At 63.2% G+C, this 24,120-nt stretch carries 14 protein-coding genes and 4 pseudogenes; 7 read left to right on the forward strand and 11 right to left on the reverse strand.

The genetic code is table 11. The annotated features are described in order from the left end of the window. The 4 genes and pseudogenes from M3A49_RS38010 to M3A49_RS38025 all read right to left on the reverse strand — a co-directional run. Nucleotides 1–205, reverse strand: a pseudogene (locus M3A49_RS38010) (IS5/IS1182 family transposase); the annotation flags it as partial. A gap of 87 nt (nt 206–292) precedes the next feature. Beyond that, nucleotides 293–1,300 (reverse strand): isoaspartyl peptidase/L-asparaginase family protein, encoded by a 1,008-nt coding sequence (locus tag M3A49_RS38015; RefSeq protein ID WP_266233418.1) that lies wholly within the window; start codon nt 1,298–1,300, stop codon nt 293–295. Further along, nucleotides 1,297–2,232: a MurR/RpiR family transcriptional regulator gene (locus M3A49_RS38020; protein ID WP_266233419.1), complete on the reverse strand. Its 936-nt coding sequence runs from the start codon at nt 2,230–2,232 to the stop codon at nt 1,297–1,299. Before M3A49_RS38020 ends, M3A49_RS38015 begins: the two co-directional genes overlap by 4 nt. 324 nt (nt 2,233–2,556) lie before the next feature. Next, on the reverse strand, nt 2,557–4,464 hold the full coding sequence (locus tag M3A49_RS38025) for a PAS domain S-box protein (RefSeq protein WP_266233420.1): 1,908 nt from the start codon (nt 4,462–4,464) through the stop codon (nt 2,557–2,559). Between the two features lie 459 nt (nt 4,465–4,923). On the opposite strand from M3A49_RS38025, the gene M3A49_RS38030 reads away from it, so the two are divergent. The 7 genes and pseudogenes from M3A49_RS38030 to M3A49_RS38060 all read left to right on the forward strand — a co-directional run bounded on the left by M3A49_RS38030 (nt 4,924) and on the right by M3A49_RS38060 (nt 11,238). Continuing rightward, on the forward strand, nt 4,924–5,136 hold the full coding sequence (locus M3A49_RS38030) for a hypothetical protein (protein ID WP_254353748.1): 213 nt from the start codon (nt 4,924–4,926) through the stop codon (nt 5,134–5,136). A gap of 20 nt (nt 5,137–5,156) precedes the next feature. Next, the gene (locus tag M3A49_RS38035; protein ID WP_266233421.1) at nt 5,157–7,109 is read left to right on the forward strand and encodes a putative bifunctional diguanylate cyclase/phosphodiesterase; all 1,953 of its coding nucleotides are present in this window, start codon (nt 5,157–5,159) and stop codon (nt 7,107–7,109) included. Between the two features lie 43 nt (nt 7,110–7,152). Continuing rightward, a complete protein-coding gene (locus tag M3A49_RS38040; RefSeq protein WP_266233422.1) occupies nt 7,153–7,848 on the forward strand; it encodes a motility-associated protein in 696 nt (231 codons plus the stop codon). A gap of 10 nt (nt 7,849–7,858) precedes the next feature. After that, nucleotides 7,859–8,790: pseudogene (gene motB, locus M3A49_RS38045) on the forward strand (flagellar motor protein MotB). A gap of 220 nt (nt 8,791–9,010) precedes the next feature. Beyond that, entirely contained in the window at nt 9,011–9,469 is a 459-nt protein-coding gene (locus tag M3A49_RS38050) for a PRC-barrel domain-containing protein (protein WP_266233423.1), read from the forward strand. Between the two features lie 314 nt (nt 9,470–9,783). Beyond that, nucleotides 9,784–10,635, forward strand: a complete 852-nt coding sequence (locus M3A49_RS38055) for an intradiol ring-cleavage dioxygenase (RefSeq protein ID WP_266233424.1) — start codon at nt 9,784–9,786, stop codon at nt 10,633–10,635. Nucleotides 10,636–10,968: 333 nt separating this feature from the next. After that, nucleotides 10,969–11,238 (forward strand): hypothetical protein, encoded by a 270-nt coding sequence (locus tag M3A49_RS38060; RefSeq protein WP_266233425.1) that lies wholly within the window; start codon nt 10,969–10,971, stop codon nt 11,236–11,238. A gap of 18 nt (nt 11,239–11,256) precedes the next feature. Here the strand turns inward: M3A49_RS38060 and M3A49_RS38065 are convergent, their stop codons facing one another. From M3A49_RS38065 to M3A49_RS38090, 7 genes and pseudogenes are all read right to left on the reverse strand, one after another. After that, a complete protein-coding gene (locus tag M3A49_RS38065) occupies nt 11,257–12,126 on the reverse strand; it encodes a hypothetical protein (RefSeq protein WP_266233427.1) in 870 nt (289 codons plus the stop codon). A 34-nt stretch (nt 12,127–12,160) separates the two neighbouring features. Then, a pseudogene (locus tag M3A49_RS38075) lies at nt 12,161–13,842 on the reverse strand (ShlB/FhaC/HecB family hemolysin secretion/activation protein). Nucleotides 13,843–13,926: 84 nt separating this feature from the next. After that, nucleotides 13,927–14,145, reverse strand: a complete 219-nt coding sequence (gene bcpO / locus M3A49_RS38080) for a CDI system lipoprotein BcpO (protein ID WP_254353738.1) — start codon at nt 14,143–14,145, stop codon at nt 13,927–13,929. Between the two features lie 282 nt (nt 14,146–14,427). Beyond that, nucleotides 14,428–17,250 (reverse strand): hemagglutinin repeat-containing protein, encoded by a 2,823-nt coding sequence (locus tag M3A49_RS42830; protein WP_416339095.1) that lies wholly within the window; start codon nt 17,248–17,250, stop codon nt 14,428–14,430. Continuing rightward, nucleotides 17,247–23,210: a filamentous hemagglutinin N-terminal domain-containing protein gene (locus tag M3A49_RS38085; protein WP_416339096.1), complete on the reverse strand. Its 5,964-nt coding sequence runs from the start codon at nt 23,208–23,210 to the stop codon at nt 17,247–17,249. Before M3A49_RS38085 ends, M3A49_RS42830 begins: the two co-directional genes overlap by 4 nt. A 156-nt stretch (nt 23,211–23,366) precedes the next feature. Further along, nucleotides 23,367–23,450 (reverse strand): annotated as a pseudogene (locus M3A49_RS42835) (ESPR-type extended signal peptide-containing protein); the annotation flags it as partial. Nucleotides 23,451–23,798: 348 nt separating this feature from the next. Continuing rightward, a complete protein-coding gene (locus M3A49_RS38090; RefSeq protein WP_266233428.1) occupies nt 23,799–24,062 on the reverse strand; it encodes a hypothetical protein in 264 nt (87 codons plus the stop codon). Nucleotides 24,063–24,120 lie beyond the last annotated feature (58 nt).

Below are 24,120 nucleotides of genomic sequence, written 5' to 3' on the forward strand. Positions count from 1 at the left end.
TGGCTCGCAGCAACTTCTCCGGCGCGATGCTCGGCCGTCCACCTTTTATGTCCGCTTCGTACATCTCGGCGAACAGTCGATCCATCTTCGCCAGCGCTTCGTTCGCCATTACGCGGATCGAACGCAACGGATGCGACTTGGGGACGAAGTCGTCCAGCTTGCGCACGGAAAACAAACTCTCGGTGAAAGTGTCGGCGCCGCGCATGATCTCCAGTGGGTAAGTGGTGGTTCATCTATCAACGCTTCACGAACTCTGCGCGATGACATGTTTCAGCGGTACTTCAGCAACCTGTTAAGCGTAGATCGACGCAACGGGCGCTTCGCCCACGCGCGCGTAGCCGCGATACATGCCTTCGGTGTTGAACGGCAGGACCACGTTGCCTTGTGAGTCCACGGCGATCAGGCCGCCACGGCCGTCGATGCGCGGCAATTGCTCCATCACGACATTCGCAGCGGCTTCGGAGAGTGAAACACCGCGATATTTCATTTGCGCCGCGACGTCATAGGCCGCGACCATGCGCATGAACATTTCGCCTGATCCCGTGGTGGACACCGCGCAGGTGGCGTCGTCGGCATAGCAGCCCGCGCCGATCAGCGGCGCGTCGCCCACGCGGCCCACCTGCTTGTTCGTGATGCCGCCCGTCGAAGTCGCCGCCGCGAGGTGGCCGTGCGCGTCGAGCGCCACTGCGCCCACCGTGCCGTATTTGCGGTTGGGGTCGATCGGCTCGTGCGGCAGGCTGTCTGCCGATGCGTTTGCAGCCGCCCGGGCTTCCGCATTTGCCTGAAGGGTTGCGCCATCGTGATCGAGCATCGCGCGCGCTTCGCCGCGGGCGAGCTGCCATTGGCGGTAGCGCGCGTCGGTGTGGAAATAGCCGGGATCGACGAATTCGAGGCCCTGGGCTGCCGCAAACGCTTCCGCGCCTTCGCCCGTGAAGAGCACGTGCTCGCTCTTCTCGAGCACGCAGCGCGCCGCCCGCACCGGATTGCGTACGCGCTTCACGCAGCACACGGCGCCCGCTTCGAGCGAGCGGCCGTCCATGATCGAGGCGTCGAGTTCATGCGTGCCCGCGGACGTGAAGACCGCGCCGTGGCCCGCGTTGAAAAGCGGACAGTCTTCGAGCAGGCGCACCGCTTCTTCGACTGCGTCGAGCGCGCTGCCGCCAACGGCCAGGATGCGCTGGCCGGCCGCGAGAATGCCGCTCAGCGCGTCGAGATACCGGGTTTCGACTTCGGGCGCCATCGATGCGCGCAGGATCGTGCCGGCGCCGCCGTGAATGGCAAGGACTGCGTTCGATTTCATGACTTCTTTTTCGTGGGGGAAGACGGGGCGCCAGGCGCGGCAGGCGCCTGCGCCGAGGTGAGCCACGGCAGCACCGATTCGGTGATGGCCGCCGCGGCAACGACGGAATCCTTCGCGCGCAACGCCACGGCGTCGCACAGCGCTTCGATGACGGCCAGTACCGCGGCTTCCGAGTTCGCCGCAAGGCGACGCTCGGAGCGGATCAGCAGCGTGAGATCGGCGAAGCGCGCGAGCGGCGAGTCGATGCTGTCGGTGAGCGCGAGCACGCGCGCGCCCAGCTTCGCGGCATGGCGCGAGAGCTTGATCGTGTCGTCCACGTAGCGCGGAAACGCGATGCCGATCACCAGATCGTCCCTGTTCGCGCCGAGCAGCCTGCGCGCCGAATGCGTGGGGCCGCCGACCGAGGCGAGCGCCTGCACGTTGTCCAGATACGGCAGCAGCGCGTTCTCCATGAGCCCGGCGAGAAACGCGCTCGTGCCCGAGCCGATCACGTAGACGCGGCGCGCCGAAAGAATCGCGTCCACAGCTGCGGCGGCCGCTTCGCTGTCGATCGACTGGCGCGACAAACGCAGGTTCGACTCGGCCTGCTCCAGCGAGGCGCCGAACAGCCCGGCGCCGCTGGTCAGCGATTCCTGCGCGCTGCGCAGCCGCTCGACCGGCGCGAGCGTGGCCTCGAAGCCGCGCACGAGCGCCTCGCGAAACTGCGGATAGCCGTCGAACCCGAGCGAGCGCGCGAAGCGGTTGGCCGTGGCCACCGAAGCGCCCACCGCGTCCGCCAGTTCGTCGATGCGCATGGTCGCGGCGTGGAACAGGTTTGCGAGCACGTACTCGGCCATGCGCCGGTGGCCCGGTGTGAGAACGGGCATCGCGGCGGTGATGCGCGCGACGATCTCGGCTTCGGGCGTGTCAGGAGTTGACGGTCGGGTTGGCATGCGTGAGCGGGAGTTGGGACGGCAAGGCCGTAAATGAAATTACATGAGCGGATCTTAGTGAAAATTAATTTTCATCGCGCCCTGGGTTTACCCTATTCGAGCGAAGAAAGGTCAAATTCGCCTGACCGGGCGCAACGCAACGCGAAGCTGTGCGCCTCGTACAGTTGCAGGATTTTGGAGGGAGGACCCGGCAGAAGCCGGAAAGAGACGTCGCCCGCAGGCGAGATAAGGCGCGCGGCGGCGCGTGGGAAGTGGTGCCGCACTTGCCGCCAGCCAGGCGCTGGCGGCAATCGAATCAGTCACATGAAAACGCGGTGCGCGGCTTCACGACGCCGCCATCGCTTCAGCGCTCGGCGCCAACCGCCACGTATTGCGCCCCGCGCGCTTGGCTTCATACATGGCCGCATCGGCGAGACACAGCGGATCGTCGGCCAGCGCCTTGTTCTCGGCCTCGGCCGAGAGCACCGCGCTCGTTGCATCCACCACACCAGCCGCGCCTGTCATGCCAGTCAGCACGACGCCCACGCTGGCGCTCGTCTCGATCACGCGGCCCGCGACGACGAACGCCTTCGACACTTCACGGCAAATGGCTGCCGCGATGCGCTCGCCGGTACGCGCGTCGCTCACGCCGCGGCTCGCCACCACGAATTCGTCGCCGCCCAGGCGGCTCACTACGTCGCCCGTGCGCACGGTGGCGACGAGCCTGCGCGCGACCTCCCTGAGCAGGGCGTCGCCCAGATCGTGGCCGTAGCGGTCGTTGATGGACTTGAAGCCATCCATGTCCATGAAGAAGAGCGCGAAAGGCTCGCCGCTCGCGCGCAGTTCGCACAGCGTTTCCTGCAGCGCGCGCCGGTTCGCGAGTCCCGTGAGCGGGTCGATCAGCGCGCCCTCGCGCAGGCGTTGCTCGGTGCGGCGCTGCTCGGTCACGTCGTGCGCCATCACGTAGAAGCCCGTCACCTTGCCTTCGCGCTTGGCCGGAATGTAGGTCGCCGACCACACGCGGTCGGCGTCGGCCCGATAGCGCACCTCGTCGCAGGTGACGCGTTCGCCGGCCAGCGCGCGCGCAAAGAGCGGCTGCAACTGCTCGAACACTTCGGGGCGCAGCGTTTCGCTCAGGCTGCGCCCGCGCAGCGCCGCCGGCTCCGCGCCGAACACGCGCTTGAACGTCTCGTTGTTGAACTGGTAGCAAAGATCGCGATCGACCACGGCGATCAGCGCCGGCACATTGTCGGTGATGGTCTGCAGCGCGTCGCGGCTGCGCTGCAGCTCCCCTGTGCGTTCGCGCACGCGCTCTTCGAGTTCGACGTGATAGTTGCGCAGCGCCTCCTCGCTCTTCTTGCGGCTCGTAATGTCCTGCACCGCCGCGATGAAATGCAGGGGCGTACCGGACACATCGCGCACGAGCGATACCGCGAGATTGACCCACACGGCCTCGCCGTCGGGCCGCAGATAGCGCTTTTCGATTGCATACGTGGCCTGGCGGCCCGCGAGCAATTCGGCCACTAGCGCGAGATCGGCGGCGATGTCGGCCGGGTGCGTGACCGAGGCGAACGTGCAGCGGCGCAGCTCGCTCTCCTCGTAGCCGATGATCTCCGAGAACTTCTGGTTCACGTCGAGAAAGCGGCCGTCGAGATCGACCACGGCCTTGCCGATCGGCGTTTGCTGGAACACGGTCCGAAAGCGCGCCTCGCTGATGGCGAGCGAACGGCGGTCGCGCTCGTGCGCCGTTCGCGCGCGGTTCAACTGCCGGCGCAATTCCAGCTCGCGTTCGACGAGGTGCGCGAAATCCGCGAGCACGGCGGCCTGTGCGGCGTCGAACGTGCGCGGCTTTTCGTCGATCAGGCAAAGCGTGCCGACCACCTGGCCGTCGGCCAGACACAGCGGCGAGCCGGCATAGAAGCGGATGTTCGGCGCGCCCGTGACGAGCGGATTGTCGAGAAAGCGCTCGTCGTCGAGCGCGTCTTCCACCACGAGCATGCGCTTGCTTAGCACGGCGTGCGCACAGAACGACACGCTGCGCGGCGTTTCGCAAGCCGCCAGCCCGTGGTGCGACTTGAACCACTGGCGGTCTTCGTCCACGAGCGAAATCAGCACGATCGGCATGTCGAACGCAAAGGCGGCGAGCCGCGAGATGCGATCGAATGCTTCTTCAGGATCGGTGTCGAGTATGTCGAGTTGCCGCAACGCCCGAAGGCGGACGTCCTCATCCAGAGGAAGCGGAGCAGTGATCATCGTGTGAGGGGCCCGACAGGGCGGATACGGTTGCATGGCGCTTTCCGTACCGGCGCGCCTTACCGGGGTTTACGGCCGGATTAAGCAAAAACTGAAGCACGGAAATGCCCGCGCCACGCGTGTCGTGCCAGTCTTGCGCGCCAGGCATTTCCCCTACGCACAAACCGCAACTTAAGCGCACGAACGTTCGGTATGCGTGTGGTTGCGCAATCATCGAGCGCCGCGGCCGTCATACCCGCGCTGCTCGCATGTCCCGGCGCCACGGCGCGTGACGCATCATCCTCCTGAAAGTTCACGGCGGTCAAATTGTTTCGTTTTCCGAAATACATGCCATTTTTAACCGGCCGGTTAACGTGTTGCGAAATCGATCAAGCCCTCAAAAAAAACATGTTTGGCGACTTCAGCAACGCTTTTTCACCGCCGTAAAAAGGGCAAAGCTCCACCCCTTCCGGTGTCACCATGAAAACCCTCGCGCAACCCCTGCGACTGAAATTGACCATCCGCATCGCCACCGCGGCGCGTATTGCCGCCGGCTGTGGCGCCAGCACGCGCATGAGCGCTGCACCCCGTGCGCGTCGCGCACCGTCGCGCAGCACTCATCCGCCTACCGGCACGTCGTGCCACTACGCCGTGCGCCGCCTCGCGGCGCAGGTGCGCACGCGCAGAATCTGACGCCACACGGACATCGAGACATGAGACAGGAAACCGTGGCGGCCATGCCCGATCCCGCCGCTGCCTTGAATCCCACGGCGGCGCTTCCCTGGATAGGACGTGCGCGCGCCACGTTGCGCGCCTCGATCCGCACACGCACGAAGTTCTTCATCGGCCTGTTCTTCGCCTTGTTCGCCACGCAAACCACGCTGCTGGCAAGCCAGCTGATCGCGTTTGGCCATGCCTTCGAACGCGTGGATACGAGCTGGCACGACGAGAGCGCCGCGCAGGAAAGCGAAGCGCCACCCAGGCAAGCCGTCTCCGCCGCGCCGCGCGAACTCGCTGTCGAGAGGCTGCACAGTCAGGTCCAGCGCGGCATCCTGCGCGTGCATCACACGCTCGAAGCCGCCTTTGCGATCGCACTCGCCACGCTCGCCTTCGGCCTCGTACTGCTGCACTACCTCGAGCGCACGCTACTGCGTCCGCTGCATACCTTGACCGACTCGCTCGTGCGCCTCGCGCACGGTGAGGACATGCGCGCATTGCCCGACATGAACCGCACCGACGAGATCGGCGCGATGGCGCATGCCTTCGATACGTTGTGCGAAAAATCCCGCGAGCTGCATCTCGCCCACGAAGCCACGCGCGCCGCCGAGGCCCACGCCCAGACACTGGCGCGCCACGATCCGCTCACGGGCCTGCCCAACCGGCGTTTGCTCGCCGCGGAGATGAGCGCGGCGCTGGAGCGCACGCAGCACCGCTCGCCCGACTACCTCGTGTTCGTGATCGATCTCGACCGCTTCAAGCCCGTCAACGACTTTCACGGTCACGCCGCGGGCGACACGGTGCTGTGCGAGATCGCCGCGCGCCTGCGCCGCGTGGTGCGCGACGGCGACACGGTCGCGCGCCTGGGCGGCGACGAGTTCGCCGTGCTCGCCCGCGTGCATCGCGACGACCATATCGAGGCCGCTAGCGAGCTGGCGCAGCGCCTGCTCGCCGCCACGCGCGCGCCCATCGACATCGGCAAGCTGCGCATCAACGTGGACGCGAGCATCGGCATTGCGTGCTGCCCACGCGACGGCGGCGACCCGGACGCGCTGCTGCGCGCCGCCGATATCGCCATGTATCGCGCCAAGTGCGAAGGCAAGGGCACGTACCGCTTCTTCGAGCAGAAGATGGACGACGAGCTGCGCCTGCAGGCCTCGCTCGAATCGGACCTGCGCCGCGCGCTCGCGGGCGGCGAGATCCGGCCGTTCTACCAGCCGCTCGTGCGCCTCGCCGACGGCCAGACTACCGGCTTCGAGATTCTCGCGCGCTGGCATCACGAGCAGCGCGGCTGGATCTCGCCCGAGGTGTTCGTGCCGCTCATCGAGCAGATGGGGATTTCGCCCGCGTTCACGGCTTCGATCTTGCGGCGCGCGTGCCGCGACGCGCTGCGCTGGCCTTCGCGCTACCACCTCGCGCTCAATCTTTCGCCGGCGCAGTTCAAGGACACGCAACTCGCGGCGCTGCTGCTCACGATCCTCGCCGACGAGGGCATGCCGCCCGAGCGCATGGAGATCGAGATCACCGAATCGGCGCTGATGTACGACTTCGACGCGGCGCGCGCCGTGCTCGCGGACTTCCGCAACGCGGGGCTGCGCATGTCGCTCGACGACTTCGGCACCGGCTATTCGAGCCTGCAGCACCTGCGCGAGCTGAAGGTGGACAAGCTGAAGATCGACCGCTCCTTCGTGCTCTCGATGACCTCGTGCAACGAGAGCGCCAAGATCGTCGACGCGATCATCGCGCTCTCCTCGAACCTCGGCATGAGCACGGTGGCCGAAGGCGTGGAGACCGCGGAACTCGCGCGCACGCTGGCGGCGAAGGGCTGCGATTACGCGCAGGGCTATTTCTTCGGCAAAGCGATGGCGGCGCGTGAAATCGACGCCTTGCTGAACGTGGATCGTGCGGCGAACGAGGCACGGCTCAAGCGTGTTGTCGAGCCGGCCTGAACAGATTGACACGTAGTACTTTGAGATTGGAAAGGTAGACATCATGTTTGTAGCAATAGGCTGGATCGTCGTGCTCGGATCGGTGATCGGGAGCTTCGTGGGCGTGGGGGGACACCTGCCCGCGCTCGTTCAACCATTCGAACTCCTGTGTATTTTCGGCGCGGCACTGGGCGCGTTCGTGGTGAGCAACCCGACCGCCACGCTTGGCAAGACGCTCAAGGCGCTGCCCACCTGTTTCAAGGGCGGCGGCTACACGAAGGCGCAATACCTGGAGCTGATCGCCCTCCTCTACGAGTTGCCGGACCTCATGGACGAAGAACTCGACACGCACCACTCCGAGGTGTCGATTGCGCCCAATGCCATCCAGAAGATGGCCGACGGGCTGCCCGCGTTCGGCATCGTGGCCGCCGTGATGGGCGTAGTGCACACCATGGGCTCGGTCGGCAAGCCGCCGGCCGTGCTCGGCGAGATGATCGCGGGCGCGCTCGTGGGCACGTTCCTCGGCATTCTGCTCGCCTACGGCTTCGTCGGTCCGATCGCGGACCTGCTGACCGCCAAGGGCCGCGCCGCCAGCAAGCCGTTCCAGTGCGCGAAGGCCGTGCTGCTCGCGTCGCTCGCCGGCTATGCGCCGCCCGTGGCCGTAGAATTCGGCCGCAAGGTGCTGTTCACCGCCGACCGCCCGAGCTTCCAGGAACTCGACGAAGCGGTGCGCGCCACCAGGGCGCCGAAGGCCGCTTAGGAGTCCCGAGATGGCCGAACGGAATCCTGGCTCGCGCGCCGCGCGCGACACCGAGGGCAGCAAGACCACGCTCGTGGTGCGCCGCGTGAAGAAAGGCGGCCACGAGGGCCACCACGGCGGCGCATGGAAAATCGCCTATGCGGACTTCGTGACCGCGATGATGGCGTTCTTCCTCTTGATGTGGCTGCTCGGCTCGACGTCGCAGTACGACCGCGACGGCATCGAGAAGTATTTCAACACGCCGCTTTCGGCCATGCCCGGCAGCAAGCCCGACGCCGCGAACCCCAACCCGAGGGTGGTGCAAGGCGGCGGCCGTGACCTCTCGAGCAAAACGCCGGCCGTGGGCGGCTCGAACGCGCAGCCCACGCTCTCGCACGTCGTGCCGATGGAAGCGGTCGATAAGTCGCACCTTTCGCAGCTCAAGGAAAAACTCTCGGCGCTCATCGAGCGCAAGCCGGAGTTGCGCGCGTACCGCGACCAGATCCGCATGTGGATCACGGACGAAGGCCTGCGCATCGAGCTGGTCGATTCGCTCAAGCGCCCCATGTTCGCGACCGGTAGCGCGAAGCTCGAGGACTACGCGTACGAGATCCTCGTGCAGATCGGCAGTGCGCTCAACGACGTGGACCGCGGCGTGTCGATCGCGGGGCACACCGACTCGGTGCCCTACTCCGGCGGCCTCGCCGGCTACTCGAACTGGGAGCTTTCGAGCGAGCGCGCCAACGCCGCGCGCTGGTGGCCGGCCACCTGAGCGAGGAGAAGCTGCTCCAGGTGCGCGGCCTCGCCGACGTCCTGCCGCTCGACCACGACACGGCGGACAGCCCGCTGAACCGGCGCATCACCATTCTGGTGATGAACAAGGACGCCGAGCGCGCGTTCTTCGAGCAGGCGAAACGCTACGACGTCGACACCCCGCAAAAGGCAGCCACGCCGGCTTCATAAGGCATCTACCGCGCGGCCCAAAATGGGTCTCCAAACAGGCAGGAACGCCGCCGATGCCTCTCGCGCCGGCGCATCGAATCGACGGGCGCGACGCGGTACGCGGCTTGCTATGTCTGCGGCAGGCGGCCAGAACCGCCGCGGCATCGCCTGCCGCCTGACACGGGAATCGTCGGGAGTCTGGCCGGACTCAACATTGTTCCCCTCATAGATGGAGACCAGCATGCCCACCTTCATTCCTCCGCCCATGCCAACCGGCAATGGCGTGCGCATCGTCGGCAAGGGCCGCGTGAGCGCCGCGGGGCCGGGCCCCGACGTGATGGCCGCAAGCACGCTCGACAGCGACCGCGTGCTCAGTTCGGACGGCCAGGAAGTCGGCAAGATCAAGGAAATCATGCTCGACGTGCAGAGCGGCCGCGTAGCCTACGTGGTGCTGTCGAGCGGCGGCTTTCTCGGCTTCGGCGACAAGCTGCTTGCCATTCCCTGGAGCGCGCTCATGCTCGACACGAGCCGCAAGTGCTTCCTGCTCAATGTGTCGTCCGAGCGCGTGAAGGAAGCGCCGGGCTTCGACCGGGACAGCTGGCCCTCCATGGCCGACGCGAGTTGGGGCAGCACGCTGCACGCGTATTACGGCGCCGAGCCGTACTGGGCCGCGGTCGAGCCGGTGACGCCGCGCCACTGAGCTTCTCGTCTGGCGCGCGGCTCCGGACGGTAAGCGGGCGTTCGGAGCCGGACTTCGCGTCGAGGGCACGCCGGCGTTCAGCCCGGCGTGGTCCCGGCGTTCGCGGCCATTGGCGGCGCCTCGGGGGCGTCGGCCGCCTCCAGCGCCCACGCGCGCTGCCCGAACGCGATCACGCGACCCGGCCGAATACGCCAGCGGTTGCCACGGACCCGATTTTGGGTCCCGATGGCGACAGGCGCACAATACGCGTTGTTACGGCCCAGCCTCAACGTCACCGCGATCAGGCGCAGCAACCCTACAGGTAACCCCGAACCATGACCCAGTTCTTCAGCGAAGCCGCCTCCGCCGAGGCCGTCAATGCGCGTATCGGCGAAAACGCCGACGAGCGCGTGCGCGAGGTGATGAGCGCGCTCGTGCGTCATCTGCACGCATTCGCGAAAGAAGTGCAGCTCACCCAGCCGGAATGGGAGACCGCCATCGACTTCCTCACCACGGCGGGCCAGCTCTGCAGCGCCGAGCGCCAGGAGTTCATCCTGCTCTCGGACACGCTGGGGTTTTCCATGCTCGTGGACGCCATCAACAACCGCCGCCCAGGCGTCGCCACCGAAAACACCGTGTTCGGCCCGTTCCATGTGGCCGGCGCGCCCGAGCGCGAGATGGGCGCGTGCATCACCGCCGACGGCAAAGGCGAGCGCTGCCTGTTCGAGGGCCGCGTGCTCGATCTCGAAGGCGGCCCGGTGGAGGGCGCGCGCATCGACGTGTGGTCCGACAACGCCGACGGCTACTACGACGTGCAGCAGCCCGGCGTGCAGCCCAGGTGGAACAACCGCGGCATCTTCACGACCGGCGCGGACGGCGTCTATCGCTTCGTCGGCATCAAGCCGGTCTCGTACCCGATCCCACACGACGGCCCGGTGGGCAAGATGCTCGCCACCCTCGGCCGCCACCCGTACCGGCCCGCGCACATGCATTTCCTCATCACCGCGCCGGGCTTCCAGAAGGTGGTCACGCATACCTTCGTGGGCGACGACCCGTACCTGCAGTCGGACGCCGTGTTCGGGGTGAAAGCGTCGCTCGTCGCGCCGTATGAGCGGGTGGCCGACAGCGACACGCCCTGGCGCTCCACGTTCGATTTCGTGCTCATGCCGCTAGCGCCGCACGCCTGATCCGGCAATGCGGCGAACTGGACGCGATATCGCGCCTTGCTCGCCGCATTGTCCGCCGCTCCCGGGTCATAGACTGGTCTCGCAGTCGAACGAACAACCGGGAACACCTTTGGGGGCGGCGATGCGGGTCACGAACTGGATTCTGGTGCTGGAATGCGCGTATATGGAGTTTTCCAGCTGGCGCGGCAAGAACGTGTATCGCCGTACGGTGGCATACGACAGCGTGGTGTGGTGCTAGCACTTCCCGCAACCATCTAGCCATCGACGCAGCGGCAATCCTCCACTACAGTCGAAGACTTTACCGTCATCGCTGCTGGAATCGAGGATTCGAACATGCTGTTCCCCGCCATTGCCACCGTCGCCTTGCTGATCGTGGTGTATGTCCACGTGAATATTCCGCGCTTCACCGAGCGAGGCCCGAAGCGCATCCTCGCCCACGCCACGTTGTTGCTGGCTGGCCTGTGCTTCGGCGTGGTCGGCGCGATGATGTCCGGCACGATCGCGCCGCCGTGGGCGGTGATCGCGTGCGGCATGGGCGTCGTGCATTTGCCGGCGCTCTGCGTGCTCGTGCTCAAGCGATTCGGGCATTCGGGACGCAGCTAAAATCCCGGCTCAGGCGCCTTACTGGCACTGCAACACGACGACGCCACCAATCCCCTGCTTATTCGGCAACGTGGCCGAGTAACCAACCGCAACCAGCGGCTTCGTCGCGTCGTGCCCCACGACAACCGACTGAACGGACAACTGCCCGGTCGTCGCAATGCCATTCAACGGCGACTGCGCGTTCGTAAGCGCATACTGGGTACCCGCCAGATTGATCGACAGGCTCAGATTGTTCAACGTGCGTGCCACGAGATCGAGCGTGGCCGTAGCCGTTGCGAGCGTACCGGTTACTCCGCCATCATTGTTCGCCACCGTATCAGCGATCAGTTGGGTACATGCGAGCGCGCCGCTCGTCGCGGACAATGACAGCGGCGTGCCGACTGCATAGTGAACGCTCTGCGCGCTCGTATAGGTATTGCCGTCCGTGTCCATGGCCTGATTCCACCGGCCAATCGCCACGTCGCTACCGACGCCCTGGATTTCGGTCACCGCACCCTTGGCAAGCCCAAGGCAGTCGGTCGCCGCACCCGACGACGCAAGCGTGGTAAATGCACCACCGGTCTGTTGAACCTGGCTCGACGCGGGCGCATTCGATGCAGTCATGTTCCTGTTCTTCGAATTCGCCGCCGGCAAACTCGGTACAACAACCACAGCCAGTTGACCGTTGTTGGCCGCCACCTGCGGTGCCGATCCCGAATAGGTGAAGTTGCCGTCCGGCCGGCACGCCGTCTGCGCCGAAGCTTGCGGTGTCGAGGCTCCGCCGGGAGAGGAGGCTGCTGACGCCGCTCCGCCTGCAGCGGCATTCGAGCCACTCCCGTTACCGCCACCGCATGCCGCCAGCAGCACGGAAGCACCCATCAAAACCGCCAGCAATTTGCTCTTTTCCATCGTTGTTATCTCCTTATGGTCGGTGAATCGTTCATCAGAATTGCGCTGTTACCTGAAAGCCCAGCGTTACGCTCGGCGCGGGAAGACCTGACGGTGCATAGATTGGCGTACCCGCGAATACGTCATAGCTGTAGGCGCCAAAGCGAGACGGCACCGAACCTTTCAGGCCGATAGCCGCACCCGCGAGCTGCGTGCCCGCGAGAAAAGCGGTCGCCGGACCCCACAGGTGGCCGTAGTCGACACCCGCATAGAGAACCAGCCACGATTGCCCGAGCGGATACTGAAGTTCGTTCCGCCAGTAGAAGCCTTTTTCCGCCGCGAGCATCGTCTGGCCGCTGAAACCTCTCACCGTATAGCGGCTACCAATCGTCAGGTCGTCGATATAGTTCAGCTCGTCATTCGTGAACTGCCCATGAAAGGTTCCGACATAACGAAGCGTCTGACCGGCGACCGCGAACGGGACCGAGAGGTTCGCGTCGAGCGTCGCCATGTGAAGTAGTACGTGGGTCCGCTTGTCGTGTTCGGCATCGCCCCGAGCCCACCGATACCCTGATGATAGGCGAGCGTGCCGTCGAACTGCGCCGCGCCGAAGTAATGCCGGTTCGTCAGCCCCGCCTCGATGAACGTGTTGTCTCGGTGTTGTTGCAGTATTTCGGTATCCTCGATAAAACTCGCACCAAACCGCTTGATAAGCTGGAGCTCGACGCCCGATTTGTCGTTCTGGCTGCGGTAGAAAACGCGCTCCAGCTTCAGGCCCGCCGTCTGCGCGTTGCCGCCCGAAACGAAGGTCTGGTTAACCCCGGCGATCTGTTGATAGTAGGTGTTCGTATAGCCGTAGAACGTACCGGTCCAGTAGCCCCAGGGAACCGAATACGAGGCATTCCAGCCGTGCGTCCCGAGGGAGTGATTGCCGAACTGGAGATCCTGGTTATAGCCGCCCGAGAGTACGTCGTTCAGGCCGAGGAGGTTGTATAGCCCGAGCGTGACGTTTCCGAGGTATCGGCCCGTCTCGTCCGTCCCGGAGTTGTCTGCCGAGACGACAAGCGACCACGGCTTCGTGCGCTTGACGGTAACGACGACGTCGCTCTCGCCGGGCGACGTACCAGGCATGATCTGCATAGCCGCGTCCTGGTTCGGCACGCGTTTCATCTGCTCCAGACCCTGCTCAAGGTCGCGCACCTGGAGTACATCGCCCTCTCGAGCAGGAAAGGCACTTTTGAGGGTGCCGCGCGTATTGGCGTCGGCGAACTTCAAACTGCGGATTACACCCAGAATAAGGGCGAACCTGAGCGTTCCCTTTGACAGATCCTGCGCGGGCAGAAGGATCCGGGTTGTAACGTAGCCACGGCTTAGGATGACGCCTTGCAGACCCTTGGTCAGCAGGTCGAGGCCCTGTCGTCCGACGCATTGCCCCTCGTAGTGCCGTAGCCAGTCGTGCAGGAACGCGCTCGGGTCCATCGGTAACGCCGACGCGCCTTTTACGAACTCGACCTCGGGCAACGTATCGGGCACCTCGACCGTGAACGTGTCGATACGAAAGCACGGCGTTTCGACGGGCAGTACGGGGTACTCTCCCGCTGCGGGCGCAGTCGAGCGCACAACGGGCGCGGCGACGGTCGCCTCGCGCTGCTGCGCGTCGCGCCGCTGCTCGACCTGCTGTTGCTGTTCTGCGTTGGTACGGGCCGCAGCATCGGGGGCCGGCTTGCGCAAACACATCGAATGAAATCAGGAATGCTAACGAGATGGCTGTTAGCTTCAGGTGGTGGTGCATTCTTTGTTCTCGGCTTCTTGTCGTCTATCCTACTGTCCGGGCCTGGGTGCAATATGGCCTGGAATCCAGACCCATTCCATACCGCTCCATTTCCAGAAGCCCATAACCCAAAACGCGTTGGAGCTCGGTGGTAGCACGGGCTGCATCTCAGGCTTCGGCGGAGGCATGGGCGGCGCACCGGGAGGCGCGTTCTGGCATGCCGCCAGCAGCGCGAGCGCTGCCAGCACACCAAAGCTGCTTTTATTCATGATCCTCCCATCGCCTCCGTGAGGTCGTTCCTCCTAAAAAATCGAGAAGTCTCAGGAACACTCCACAGAAAAAGCAGAGAACTCCGATCATTCCAATTCCAACCCCAACCCTTAGATTGAAAAGCCATCCGATCCAAGCCCCGATAACGGCGAATAGTGGGGCAAATGCAACGATCCTAAGAGGAAGCCATTTTCTCCCCTTGAAGCAGGAGAAAAAAAATAAAAAAACAAGCAGTAAAATAATCGAAACAAAGAAAAGTTGAGCCGGAACTTTCATGATCGTCAATTAATCACACAATGGCTCGTCTGAGTACATTGGGCTTGTCCTGCCGCAGCGCCCGCACCTACGCCCAAAACCCCCTTCCCGACAGAAATATTGCCACTGTTGTCATGCGTCACCGTAGTATCTCCGTACCACCCATCGCCACCCTGAATAAATGCGCCGCTAGATTTGGACGCGCCACTCGAAGCAGAACCAGCCCCCACTGTAACACCCACGCCGACACCAGCGGCAAGACCCGGGCCTATCGTTTCGCAAGACTGCGTATAACTGCAAATATTTACGTTTTTCCCCAGACCGAATGTGACGCCACCCTCAATGTTGTTGCCTAAACCAAGAGCATGCAGGCCTGCGTTTGCACCGATTTGAACCGTAAAATTTATATTGGACGACGGATTAAAGGTAAGGGAATTCTGCTCGGGCGTATGTGATCCCGTTGCATTATTTACGAAGGGATTGTTGTAGTTCGAGTCCTTTTTGAATAGACCATTGGCATTCTGACTAATATAAGCAATAGCCGTTGCGTTGGCACCCGGTACATTAGAAGCTGCGCTGTCAACAAGGCGCAAACCATTGCCAAGTAGAAGCTGTTGTGCTTGGTCGGGCGTGATCGCCAAGCCCGTCTGTTGCTCGTAGTATTTTGCAAAAGCTACAGCGTTAGTTGAAGCCCATTGCCGTTCACTCTGGTCAAGCTGACGGTTATAGACCTCGTTGTTTGATGCGGAACCCGCACCCGCGATTGCACCGGACGACCCGCCACCAGCAAGCGCGCCACCTGCCGCACCGCCCGCCGCCGCGACAACCTCATAGAGTGCATTGCGCAACGCTGCCTGACTTTCGGGCGGAACCTGCGCGACAGCCTGCTCGATAATCGGCTGCGCCAGCGACTGCAATGCGTCGCCTCCGAGTGAACCGCCCACAGCGCCCGCGATGTTACCGCCCGACAGCACCGCGCCAACTGCTGCCACCGCTGCATGCATTGCATCGCGTGCGACGCCGCCCTCGGCAAAGGCCGGATTGTTGCTCTCAAGCTGGTCCGCGATCTGGCCAGCCGCATAGGTTGCGGTCTTGCCAAACGCGTGAGCAAACGCAAGGTTGTTCTGAACTTGTTGCAGGTTGAACGTGTTCTGCACGGTCTGGTTTGCATTGGCCGTATCGCGCGACAGGCCCGCCGTACTGTCCGTTCCGCTCTGCTGGTCGGACTTCACCGTAATGCTGCCAGGGCTCACCGCCGCATGGGTTGTGCCGCTTGCGCTGCCGGTGGTCTGCGCAAAGCTCGGGCCACCCGACAGCGAAAGCCCTTGCGTCGAGCCGGAATATGACATCGTGTTCTGGACGTCGGTAAAGCCAAGGCTTCCCGTTGTCAGGCTGTTGCTTGCCGCCGGAGCTGCACTCGCAATCTCGGCGCCGTCAAGCTGCGTATGACCAGCAACGTTCACGTCGAAGCCACCAGTGCCCGCCACGATACCCGTCTGATGGTTGACGGACGCATAGTTGCTGTCGATGCCGGTATGGCTGACCGAGGCATCCACGCTGCTGCCGTAGCCGTAGGTCAGCGTGCCGCTGATACCACTGCTGTGCTGGTTGCTGCCGTAGGTAGACGTATCCTGAAGGCTCGTCATCGTCAGGTTGCCGCCAACGTCCACGTTGGCCGTGTTGCCTGAAACCTGTGCGCCCGCAAGCGTCGTGTCGCCACCGGATTTCATCGACAGCGTATTGCCTGCTGCGACGGTCGTATTGTCCTGCGTCACGCTGCTTCCGTTGCCCTGGCCGTGAGCGTTCTGCGCGCTGGCAAAGATGCTGATTCCGGTGCTTTTGCCGACGCCGATCCCGACACCGGCATTCCAGCCGCTCGAACTGTTCGAACTGCTGTCCTGTTCGGTGCTCTGCGCGCTTTGCAGCGTGATCGAGTTGTTGGCCGCCAGCGAGACGTTTTTCCCCGTCACGGTTGCGCCAGTCATGGTGATGTCACCCGTGCCCGCCTGCGCGTTGCCGTTTGCGTCCGGTGCGCCGGTCGCCGTCACAGAGACGTTGCCGTTGCCGATGATCGAGGAGCCCTTCGCGGTCGCCATCGACGTGCTGGAATCGCTGCTGCTGTGGCTCGACCCGACGCTGATCTGCAACTGGACGCCTTGCGTCGCCGCACTCGCGTCACCGTTCGCGAGGCCGCTCGCCGCGCCGCCGATCGCGCCGCGATTCTGGTAGGCCATTTCGGCTGCCGCCACGCCCTGTACCGCGGTGAGGCGCGAATCACCCGAATGGACACCCTGACGCACGGTTGATGCCATCTGCTGCCCGAGGCTGACGAGACCGCCGCCCAGGCCAACGCTCAGACCGGACTGGCTGGTCTGCTGCGCCTGGTTGTCCTTGTAGGTATCGTAGGCAGCGTCGACGGCGACATTCTGGCCGGTCAGCGCCACGTTACCGCCCGCTACGACCTCGCTACCTGTGATGCCGACATTGTGTCCGGCCGTAATCGAAACGTTGCCGGTCGATGAACCGATGACGCTCGCGTTATTCGTGACGGACGATTGCTGATCGGTGGTTGCGGTTTGCCTGCTACCAATCGTAACGCTCAGACCGCTTGTCCCCAGGCCCGAATCCTTTTCCTGGTAGCTGGTCGACGACTTCATGGTGTCCTGCGACGTCGTGATATTCACATCGTGCGCGGCGTTCAACGCTACGTCGTTCGTGCCGACTATTGCGCTACCCGCGACGTTGATATCCTTGCCACTTGAGACCGCGACGCTATCGGCGGATATCAGGCTGCCTTGCGAAAGCGTCGTCGTCGTATCGCTCGAACTCGATACCGCCTTGCCGCTCACCACATTGCTATGGCTGTGCTGCTCCTGCGAATTGTCGACGTGGGTTTCAGTGGCCGCGCCGATGTTGACATTGCCGAGTGCCGCGAGCGTCGCCGCTCCCTTGTGAGGCTGATCGTGCTGCCGGTGACGTTGATATCGTTGCCCGAGGCCACGACAAGCGAGTTACCGGACTTAAGCGTCGTCGCGGTCAATGTATCGTCGGAGGTGTGCAGCGATGCCGAATAGCTGCCGTGATGGTCGCTACCCGCGCTGCTGCTATCGACGGTGGAGGTCGTGGTGGCTGCCTGCAGCGTCACGTCGCCCTTCGCCGCGACGATACCGCCACCAGCCAGGTTGATGTTCGCACCAGTCGCCGTCAGGTTGCCGCCAACGCCAATCTGCGAAACGCCACCAACGTTCACCGTACTGCCGGTCGCGCTGTTGAAGTTCGTATCCGACACGCCGTTTGCGCCATAAACCACCTTCTGCTCGCCGGTCTGAACGGTGCCGATGTCGTAGTTGCCGCCCACGGCCATGCCGAGGTTGCCGCCAACATTGAGATTGGCCGCGTTCTGCTCGAAGTTGCCGCCCGTCGCAATCGCGGCGTCGCCCTTTACATTGAGGTTTGCAATAGGGCCGAGCATGGTCGTGGTTCGCGTGGCACCTGTCGCGCTGACCTGGTTGACGGTATTCGTCGCCGTATTCAGGAGCAGGTTGCCGCCTGCGTTGAGCGCGAGACTTCCCGCATTCACGGTCGCCGAGGTCAGGTTGACATTGTCCGTGGTTGCCAGCGACATGAGGCCGCCGCTTTGGAGTGTGCCGAATGCATTGTTGATGGACTGGCCGTTGATCGTCAGCGTATTGCTGGCCTGCACGGTGCCGCTGTTCGTGAAGGTCTGCGCGTTCTGGAGATCAATGTCGGTCGCCCCGATAAGCGGGCCGTTCATGTTCTGCTGGCTGGCCTGAGCGAGATAGACGAGCGGCACGAGCACCGACTGCCCGTCCACGACCTCCGTTTGCATGATGACCACGCTCTGCGTGAGCGCGGCGACCTGCTCGGGCGACAGCGCCATACCGAGCGGCAGGTTCAGCGATCCGGAAAGCGATGCGCCCGCCGAGAGCAGCGCCTGGTACATCGCCTGCGTGTCGGTATAGGGGCCAAGTACGGCCTTGCCGGTCAGCGACGTAATCTGGTTCTGTACGAGCTGCTGCTCGTACAGGCCATCGCCGAGACGCTTTTCCACGGTCTGCGGATTCAGGCCAAGCTGCTGGAGATAGTAGTCGCTCGATATGAACGATTTCGCGTTCGTGAAGGCCGGGTTCGTCTCGATCAGGTACGGCGCGTTCGGTGCTGTATCCCGGTGGAACAGGCCGCCTTGCGGAATCGACAGATTGCTCAGGACGTTCACCGCGGTGGCGCGCGCGATGACCGGATTCACCTGGACCGCGCTGCCATTAACCGAAGCGGCTCCGGTCTTCGTACCGCTCGCGCTGCCGCCGAGTACGCCGACATTGACACCCGTTACCGACTGACCGGGCGCGAGTCCGAGCGACGGAATACCCGCGTTGCCCGCCGTGTTGTTGATACTCACGCCCGTGCCCGAGAGCGTACCGCCCGCGACGAATGTCGATTCGTAGCTCGGCAGTGCGTAGATGCGGATATCAGCCGGTGCCACCTGGTAGCCGCCCGGATTGGAGGTGACGAATGTGCCATTGCCGAACGGCAACTGCCAGTTGTATTCCGTGTTGTCGTAGTTGTCGTAGTGGTACTGGCCCGAGTACGTCACCTGCACGGCGGGGGCCATCTGCCCCTTCCAGCTATTCTGGTCAAGCGAGACAGGCGCGGCGATGTTGCCTGCGGCCGCAACCGCACTCCAGTAGTTCTGGAACAGGCCCACATTCGACGCGTCGAGGTCGCCACCCGCGATAATCTGTGCTTGAGGGCTGAATCCCGTGACCAGGTTCGCAAGCGGTACGCCCGTATAGGTCGTGTACTGATATGTCGAGTTCCATTGTCCGCCGTGCGGTGGGTCGGTGGGCACGCCACCGATCATCGACGGGTCGCCCCTGGAGCCCAGCACCTGCGGATTGCCGGGGCCGCACGCGGCCATGTAGGTGGCCGTACACCCCGACAGACTGATGCCGAGCTGCGCCAGCAGCGCCGGATCGACCTGCTCCGTATACGCCCCGTCGGTCGTCATCACACGACGGGTATTGATGACCTGGTTCGCATGCAGCGCCATATCGCCAGAGGACTGGACAAGCGCCGATACGTTGTCGATCAGGTTCGCGTCGGTGTAATTGCCACTGGCATCCTTGCCGCCTGCGAGTACGACCCTGCCAAGACCATAGATTGCGGTGGTCGCCTGCGCATCGGTTGCCGTGGTGTCGTCGCGGTTCTCGATGTCGTTCGAAAGCAGCTCAAGCGTACCGTTGCTGTCGGTCGCGCCAATGAGCGCGGTCGGCCCCGTGTTCGACAACGTTTGCGTAGCATTCAACGAGACGCTGCCACCCACGATTGCGCCCGTGTTTTCCAGCGTATTCGAGTGAGTGGTGAGGGTCCCACCGGCCATCATCGTGCCGCTGTTGGCGATGTCGTTCGCGTTGATGTTCAGGTTATCGACCGCTTCAAGCGAGCCGGAATTGCTGAACGTGCCGGGTAGCGTAAAGGCAAGGTCGTGCCCGGCCATGAACTGAATGGCGGGCGTCGGTGCAATATCACCCTGAACATTCACCGTCACGTCATTGGCTGCGCTGTATGCGCCGCCTCCGGTAAGCGTTGCTGCGTTCAGCAATAGATCATGATCGGCGCCAATTTGCCCGTTTGTGTTCGTTACGGCCCCCGTCGCCGTAATGGCGACATCGCCGCCCGAACCGGTAAAGGTACCGATCTTGCCGCCCGTGTCATCGAGCGTACCGGCCTGGATCGCGACATTCGCGCCGCTGACCTGGCCGTTCTGCGTGTTCGAGATGGACGAGGCGCCGAGCGTCACGTTGCCATTGCCCGCAATGAGGCCGTTCTGGTTGACGATCTGGCTGCCACCCTGGACGGTCGTGTTTCCCGTGCCGAGGTTGCCAACGAGACCGTTCGTGTTGTCAATGGACGCGACCTGAACCGAAAGCGTGCTGGCGTCGCCGGCTGCTCCCGTGCCCGACTGGATCTGACCGTTCGTGTCCGTCAGCGCGCCGCCGCTCGTGAATGCGATCGAGGAGAGCGAGCGAACCTCGCCCTGCGTGTTGTTCACGTTGCCCGCGATGTTCGCCGAGATAGCGCCCATCGCAGCGAGCGCTCCGCCCTGATTGTTCAGGCTCCCAGCCTGAAGCGCAAGCTGCCCCGCCGTGATAACCTTGCCACCTGCATTTGAGAAGGAACCCGAACCATTAGCCGGGTCAATCGTGAGCGTGCCAGTACCCGCGTGCGTGATGGTGCCATTGTCGTTATCAAGCGTAGCCGGTGCGAGCTTGAGGTCCGTGCTGTTCGTCTGGAACGTGCCGCCAACCGAGTTGTCGAGCAGGTTGCTGACATTGACCGCCATCGGCGACGCGCCATACTGCGTAATCGCGCCGCCGTGGTTGAGGAGGGCGGTCTCGGATAGCGCGAGTTGGTTCGCCTCGATGTCGCCGCCGCTGTTGTCGAGCGTCGAGGTCGTCGTGAGACTGAGGTTCGGCGCAACAAAGGCCCCTCCGTTGTTCGTGAGAGACCCCGTGTGGACCATTTCATTCGAGCCCGCGCCGACCTGGCCGCCATCATTCGCCAGTGTGCCGCTCGTGAGGCTCAGATCCGAATTCGACAGCAGCTTGCCGTTCGCGTTATTGAGCGCACCGCCGACCGTTGCCGTAAGGCCCGTCTGACCGACCACGGTACCCGATGCGTTGTCGAACGCTCCGGCCTGGGCCACGACCTGTCCGTTACTGTTGATCTTGCCGCCAGCATTCGAGAGCGCTCCCGAACCGTTACCCGCGTCGAGTGTCAGGATTCCGGTGCCTGCGTGCGTGATCGTGCCACCATCGTTATCCAGTGCGGCGGAGGCAAGCGTAAGGTCCGTACTGTTGGTTTGAAGCGTACCGCCCGCGGAATTGTCGAGCGTATTGCTGACATTCACGCTCATCAGCCTCGAACCGCTCTGCGTGATCGTGCCCGCGTGATTGACGAGGTTCGTTGCGTTGAGCGAGAGTTGCGCGGCCTGGGTCGTGCCCCCGCTGTTGTCCAGCGTCGCGGCGCTAAGGTTCGCCGCCTGCCCTGCAACGATAGTGCCGCCACCGTTGGTCAGTTGTGCCCCGGCGTTGATCGTCGCATTACCTGATGCCTGGAGCGCGCCAGCGTTATTGTTCAGCGACTGCGTATTGACATGGAGGTTCGTTTGTGCGCCGACCGTGCCATGATTCGCAATGCTGCCGCCCTGCAAACTAACGGCGCCATTACCTGCAATCACGCCACCCTGCGCGCCGCCTGCGGTCGTACCCGCCGCGTTGGTAATTGCGCCCGTGGTCGTGACCGACAACCCGTCGCCGTTAAGCGACGTGACGCGGCCTGCCGTATTGTCCAGGGATGCGCCTGCGACGCTCAATCCGGCGGCGCTCTGAATGGTCCCCTGCTTGTTTGCGATGGCACCACCACGTACCTGCATCGCGCCGTCCGAGACGATCTGCCCGCTCTGGTTCGCAATTTGTCCCGAGGTCTGCGCGACGAGCGCCCCCTGCGACGAAATCTCGCCAGCCTGGTTCGACAGGCTGCCCGCGTTGAGCGTGACGCCTGTTCCGCCTGTGAGCGTGGCGTGGTCGTTGACGAGCGCGCCGGATGCCTGCGCGTTCACTGCGCCCCCAGCGCTTGTGGTCGCTCCCGCGAGGTCCACATCGCCCGCATTGGCGGTCAACGAAAGGTTGCCGTTCGCCGCGGTCTCGCTGCCTGCGAGATTCACACCGTTGCCTGAAAGCGTCGCATTGCCGCCCGCAACGTTCGGGCCGGTTGCGCTCAACTGGCCCGACGCGGAAAGCGAGAGGTCGCCACTGTTGCCGACCGAGCCGTCACCGTTCACGCCCGCGCCAAACGTGCCGGTCGATGCGATGCTGCCCGCGTTGATGGACGTGTCTTGTTGTGCCGCAATCGCGCCGCTAGTGGTAACCGCCCCCGGCGTACCAATGGCGGTATTCTGCTGGCCGTAAATCGTCCCGGTGTTTGCGACGCTCGCCGCATTGATACCGACCGTACCGCTCGCCTGCACCGTGCCAAACTGCACTAGCTGACCAGCAGAAGTCAGTGTAAGTTCGCCTGCCTGCGCGGCAATTGTCCCGGCATTGGCGACCCCGACACCATTCTCCGTGCCAACCAGAATGATGCGCCCCGAGTACATACCGCCGAGCTGCGAGACGTCGACAGAGACGCCGGGAACTGTGCCGGTACCCGCGATTGGCGTCGAATTGAGGCTCGCATAGTCGATGCTGTTCGAACCGGTTACGACGTGCAACGTATTACCGTAAATGGCCGCATTGGCTTGTACCGCGCGAGACAGGAGGTCCACCTCGTCGATATTCGAGGCGTTCAACCCCGCGCCCTGAACGGTAATGGAACCCTGAGTAACGTTAAAACCGGTGAGGTTGCCGCTACCGTCGATGATCGGGTTGCCCGTCGTTAAAATACCTTTCGACGTATTGATAAAGCCGCCGCCGTCAACTACCAGGCCCGAGGAATTTGCGATCACGACGGCGGCAGTTTTCACGCCTGCGACCTCGACGTAACCTCGTAATAATGACGGATTATTGCTATTGACCTGGTTAACGATTACTTGCGCGGCATTGTTCGGCCCGAAATTTGGGTTTCCGTTAATATGCCCTGCGAGTTGAGTGGACGTTATAGCGGGCGAGTTGTTCAATACCGCGCCGCCCGATCCGACGTCGAATTGTGAATATGTGTTAAGTGATACGCCAGCCCCCGACGGCCTGGTAACGTTCACTTGCGGGAGTCCGTTTGCGGTACCAATCACGTTTGGCGCATGCGCGCCGGACGGAACGATCTGCGCCTCCGAGAGAGCAGGAGCGAGCCCGAAAAGCGCAAGCGCGGCAAATACCGCGTGGCGCATGGCAAAAAGTGTAATCGGTCGTATTGCGGACGACGCGCCGGTTTCTCCCTGGCCTGATTTTCCCTGAGCGATGGCCGTTTCAGAAACGGCGACCAGCATACCCCTTAGCTTGCTGAAAACATGCCGGTAACAACGGTTATTCATTGCCTGTACCCGTAATGCTGAATGAAGCCCCGCGCCATGCGAGGTGTTTTTCAATTCTTTTACGACGACGCACGGCTATAACGGCAAATCGGGTGCCGTTATGCGAATCGCTTCAAGCTTGTAGCTGACGAGACTAGCGGACTGACTGCGGAATCACTATCAGATAAATCTGAGTTTATGTGAATCTGACGATATTTGATGATTAAAGTCATCCATTTAATGCGCACTGGATTATTTCCCCGCCTCCCTGTCATCAAGAGTCCTCAGTATTTGAGATAAACGACGCTCGAACGGCGCATCGTCACGTCCCCGGGCGCGAGCCGAACTGCGGATGTGTCTCCCGCTCGGTTATCCCAGTGCTACATGGAAGTTGGCCACCTGCCAGATAGATGCATCATCGGCATCTTTAGCCTTCTCGATCAGGCGAAAGCAGGCATGGATCGTCGCAAGATAGTAATAAAACATCCAGCTGAGCCATATCGAAGAATCGTAATCGGTCTTCTGGTCTTTTCGATGGTGTCGGATGCCGAAATTGTTCGCTAGCTGGAACAGGTCGGCCTCATCCTGTGAAGTCAGGACTGCCTTGGCTTCGTTTCTTATGAATTCAAGCACGTCGGCCAGATCCCTGATGGCATCCTTTCGTTCGGAAAGGGCGCGACGACGGTATTTC

It is taken from the genome of Paraburkholderia sp. CNPSo 3076 (assembly GCF_026343935.1).
Taxonomy (GTDB): domain Bacteria; phylum Pseudomonadota; class Gammaproteobacteria; order Burkholderiales; family Burkholderiaceae; genus Paraburkholderia; species Paraburkholderia nodosa.

Excerpts from the sequence above, each read along its gene's own strand:
- M3A49_RS38065 (WP_266233427.1), bottom strand. The coding sequence starts at position 12,126 with ATGGAAAAGAGCAAATTGCTGGCGGTTTTGATGGGTGCTTCCGTGCTG.
- M3A49_RS38060 (WP_266233425.1), top strand. The coding sequence starts at position 10,969 with ATGCTGTTCCCCGCCATTGCCACCGTCGCCTTGCTGATCGTGGTGTAT.
- M3A49_RS38025 (WP_266233420.1), bottom strand. The coding sequence starts at position 4,464 with ATGATCACTGCTCCGCTTCCTCTGGATGAGGACGTCCGCCTTCGGGCG.
- M3A49_RS38035 (WP_266233421.1), top strand. The coding sequence starts at position 5,157 with ATGAGACAGGAAACCGTGGCGGCCATGCCCGATCCCGCCGCTGCCTTG.
- M3A49_RS38020 (WP_266233419.1), bottom strand. The coding sequence starts at position 2,232 with ATGCCAACCCGACCGTCAACTCCTGACACGCCCGAAGCCGAGATCGTC.
- M3A49_RS38050 (WP_266233423.1), top strand. The coding sequence starts at position 9,011 with ATGCCCACCTTCATTCCTCCGCCCATGCCAACCGGCAATGGCGTGCGC.
- M3A49_RS38015 (WP_266233418.1), bottom strand. The coding sequence starts at position 1,300 with ATGAAATCGAACGCAGTCCTTGCCATTCACGGCGGCGCCGGCACGATC.
- M3A49_RS38055 (WP_266233424.1), top strand. The coding sequence starts at position 9,784 with ATGACCCAGTTCTTCAGCGAAGCCGCCTCCGCCGAGGCCGTCAATGCG.
- M3A49_RS38040 (WP_266233422.1), top strand. The coding sequence starts at position 7,153 with ATGTTTGTAGCAATAGGCTGGATCGTCGTGCTCGGATCGGTGATCGGG.
- M3A49_RS38030 (WP_254353748.1), top strand. The coding sequence starts at position 4,924 with ATGAAAACCCTCGCGCAACCCCTGCGACTGAAATTGACCATCCGCATC.
- bcpO (WP_254353738.1), bottom strand. The coding sequence starts at position 14,145 with ATGAATAAAAGCAGCTTTGGTGTGCTGGCAGCGCTCGCGCTGCTGGCG.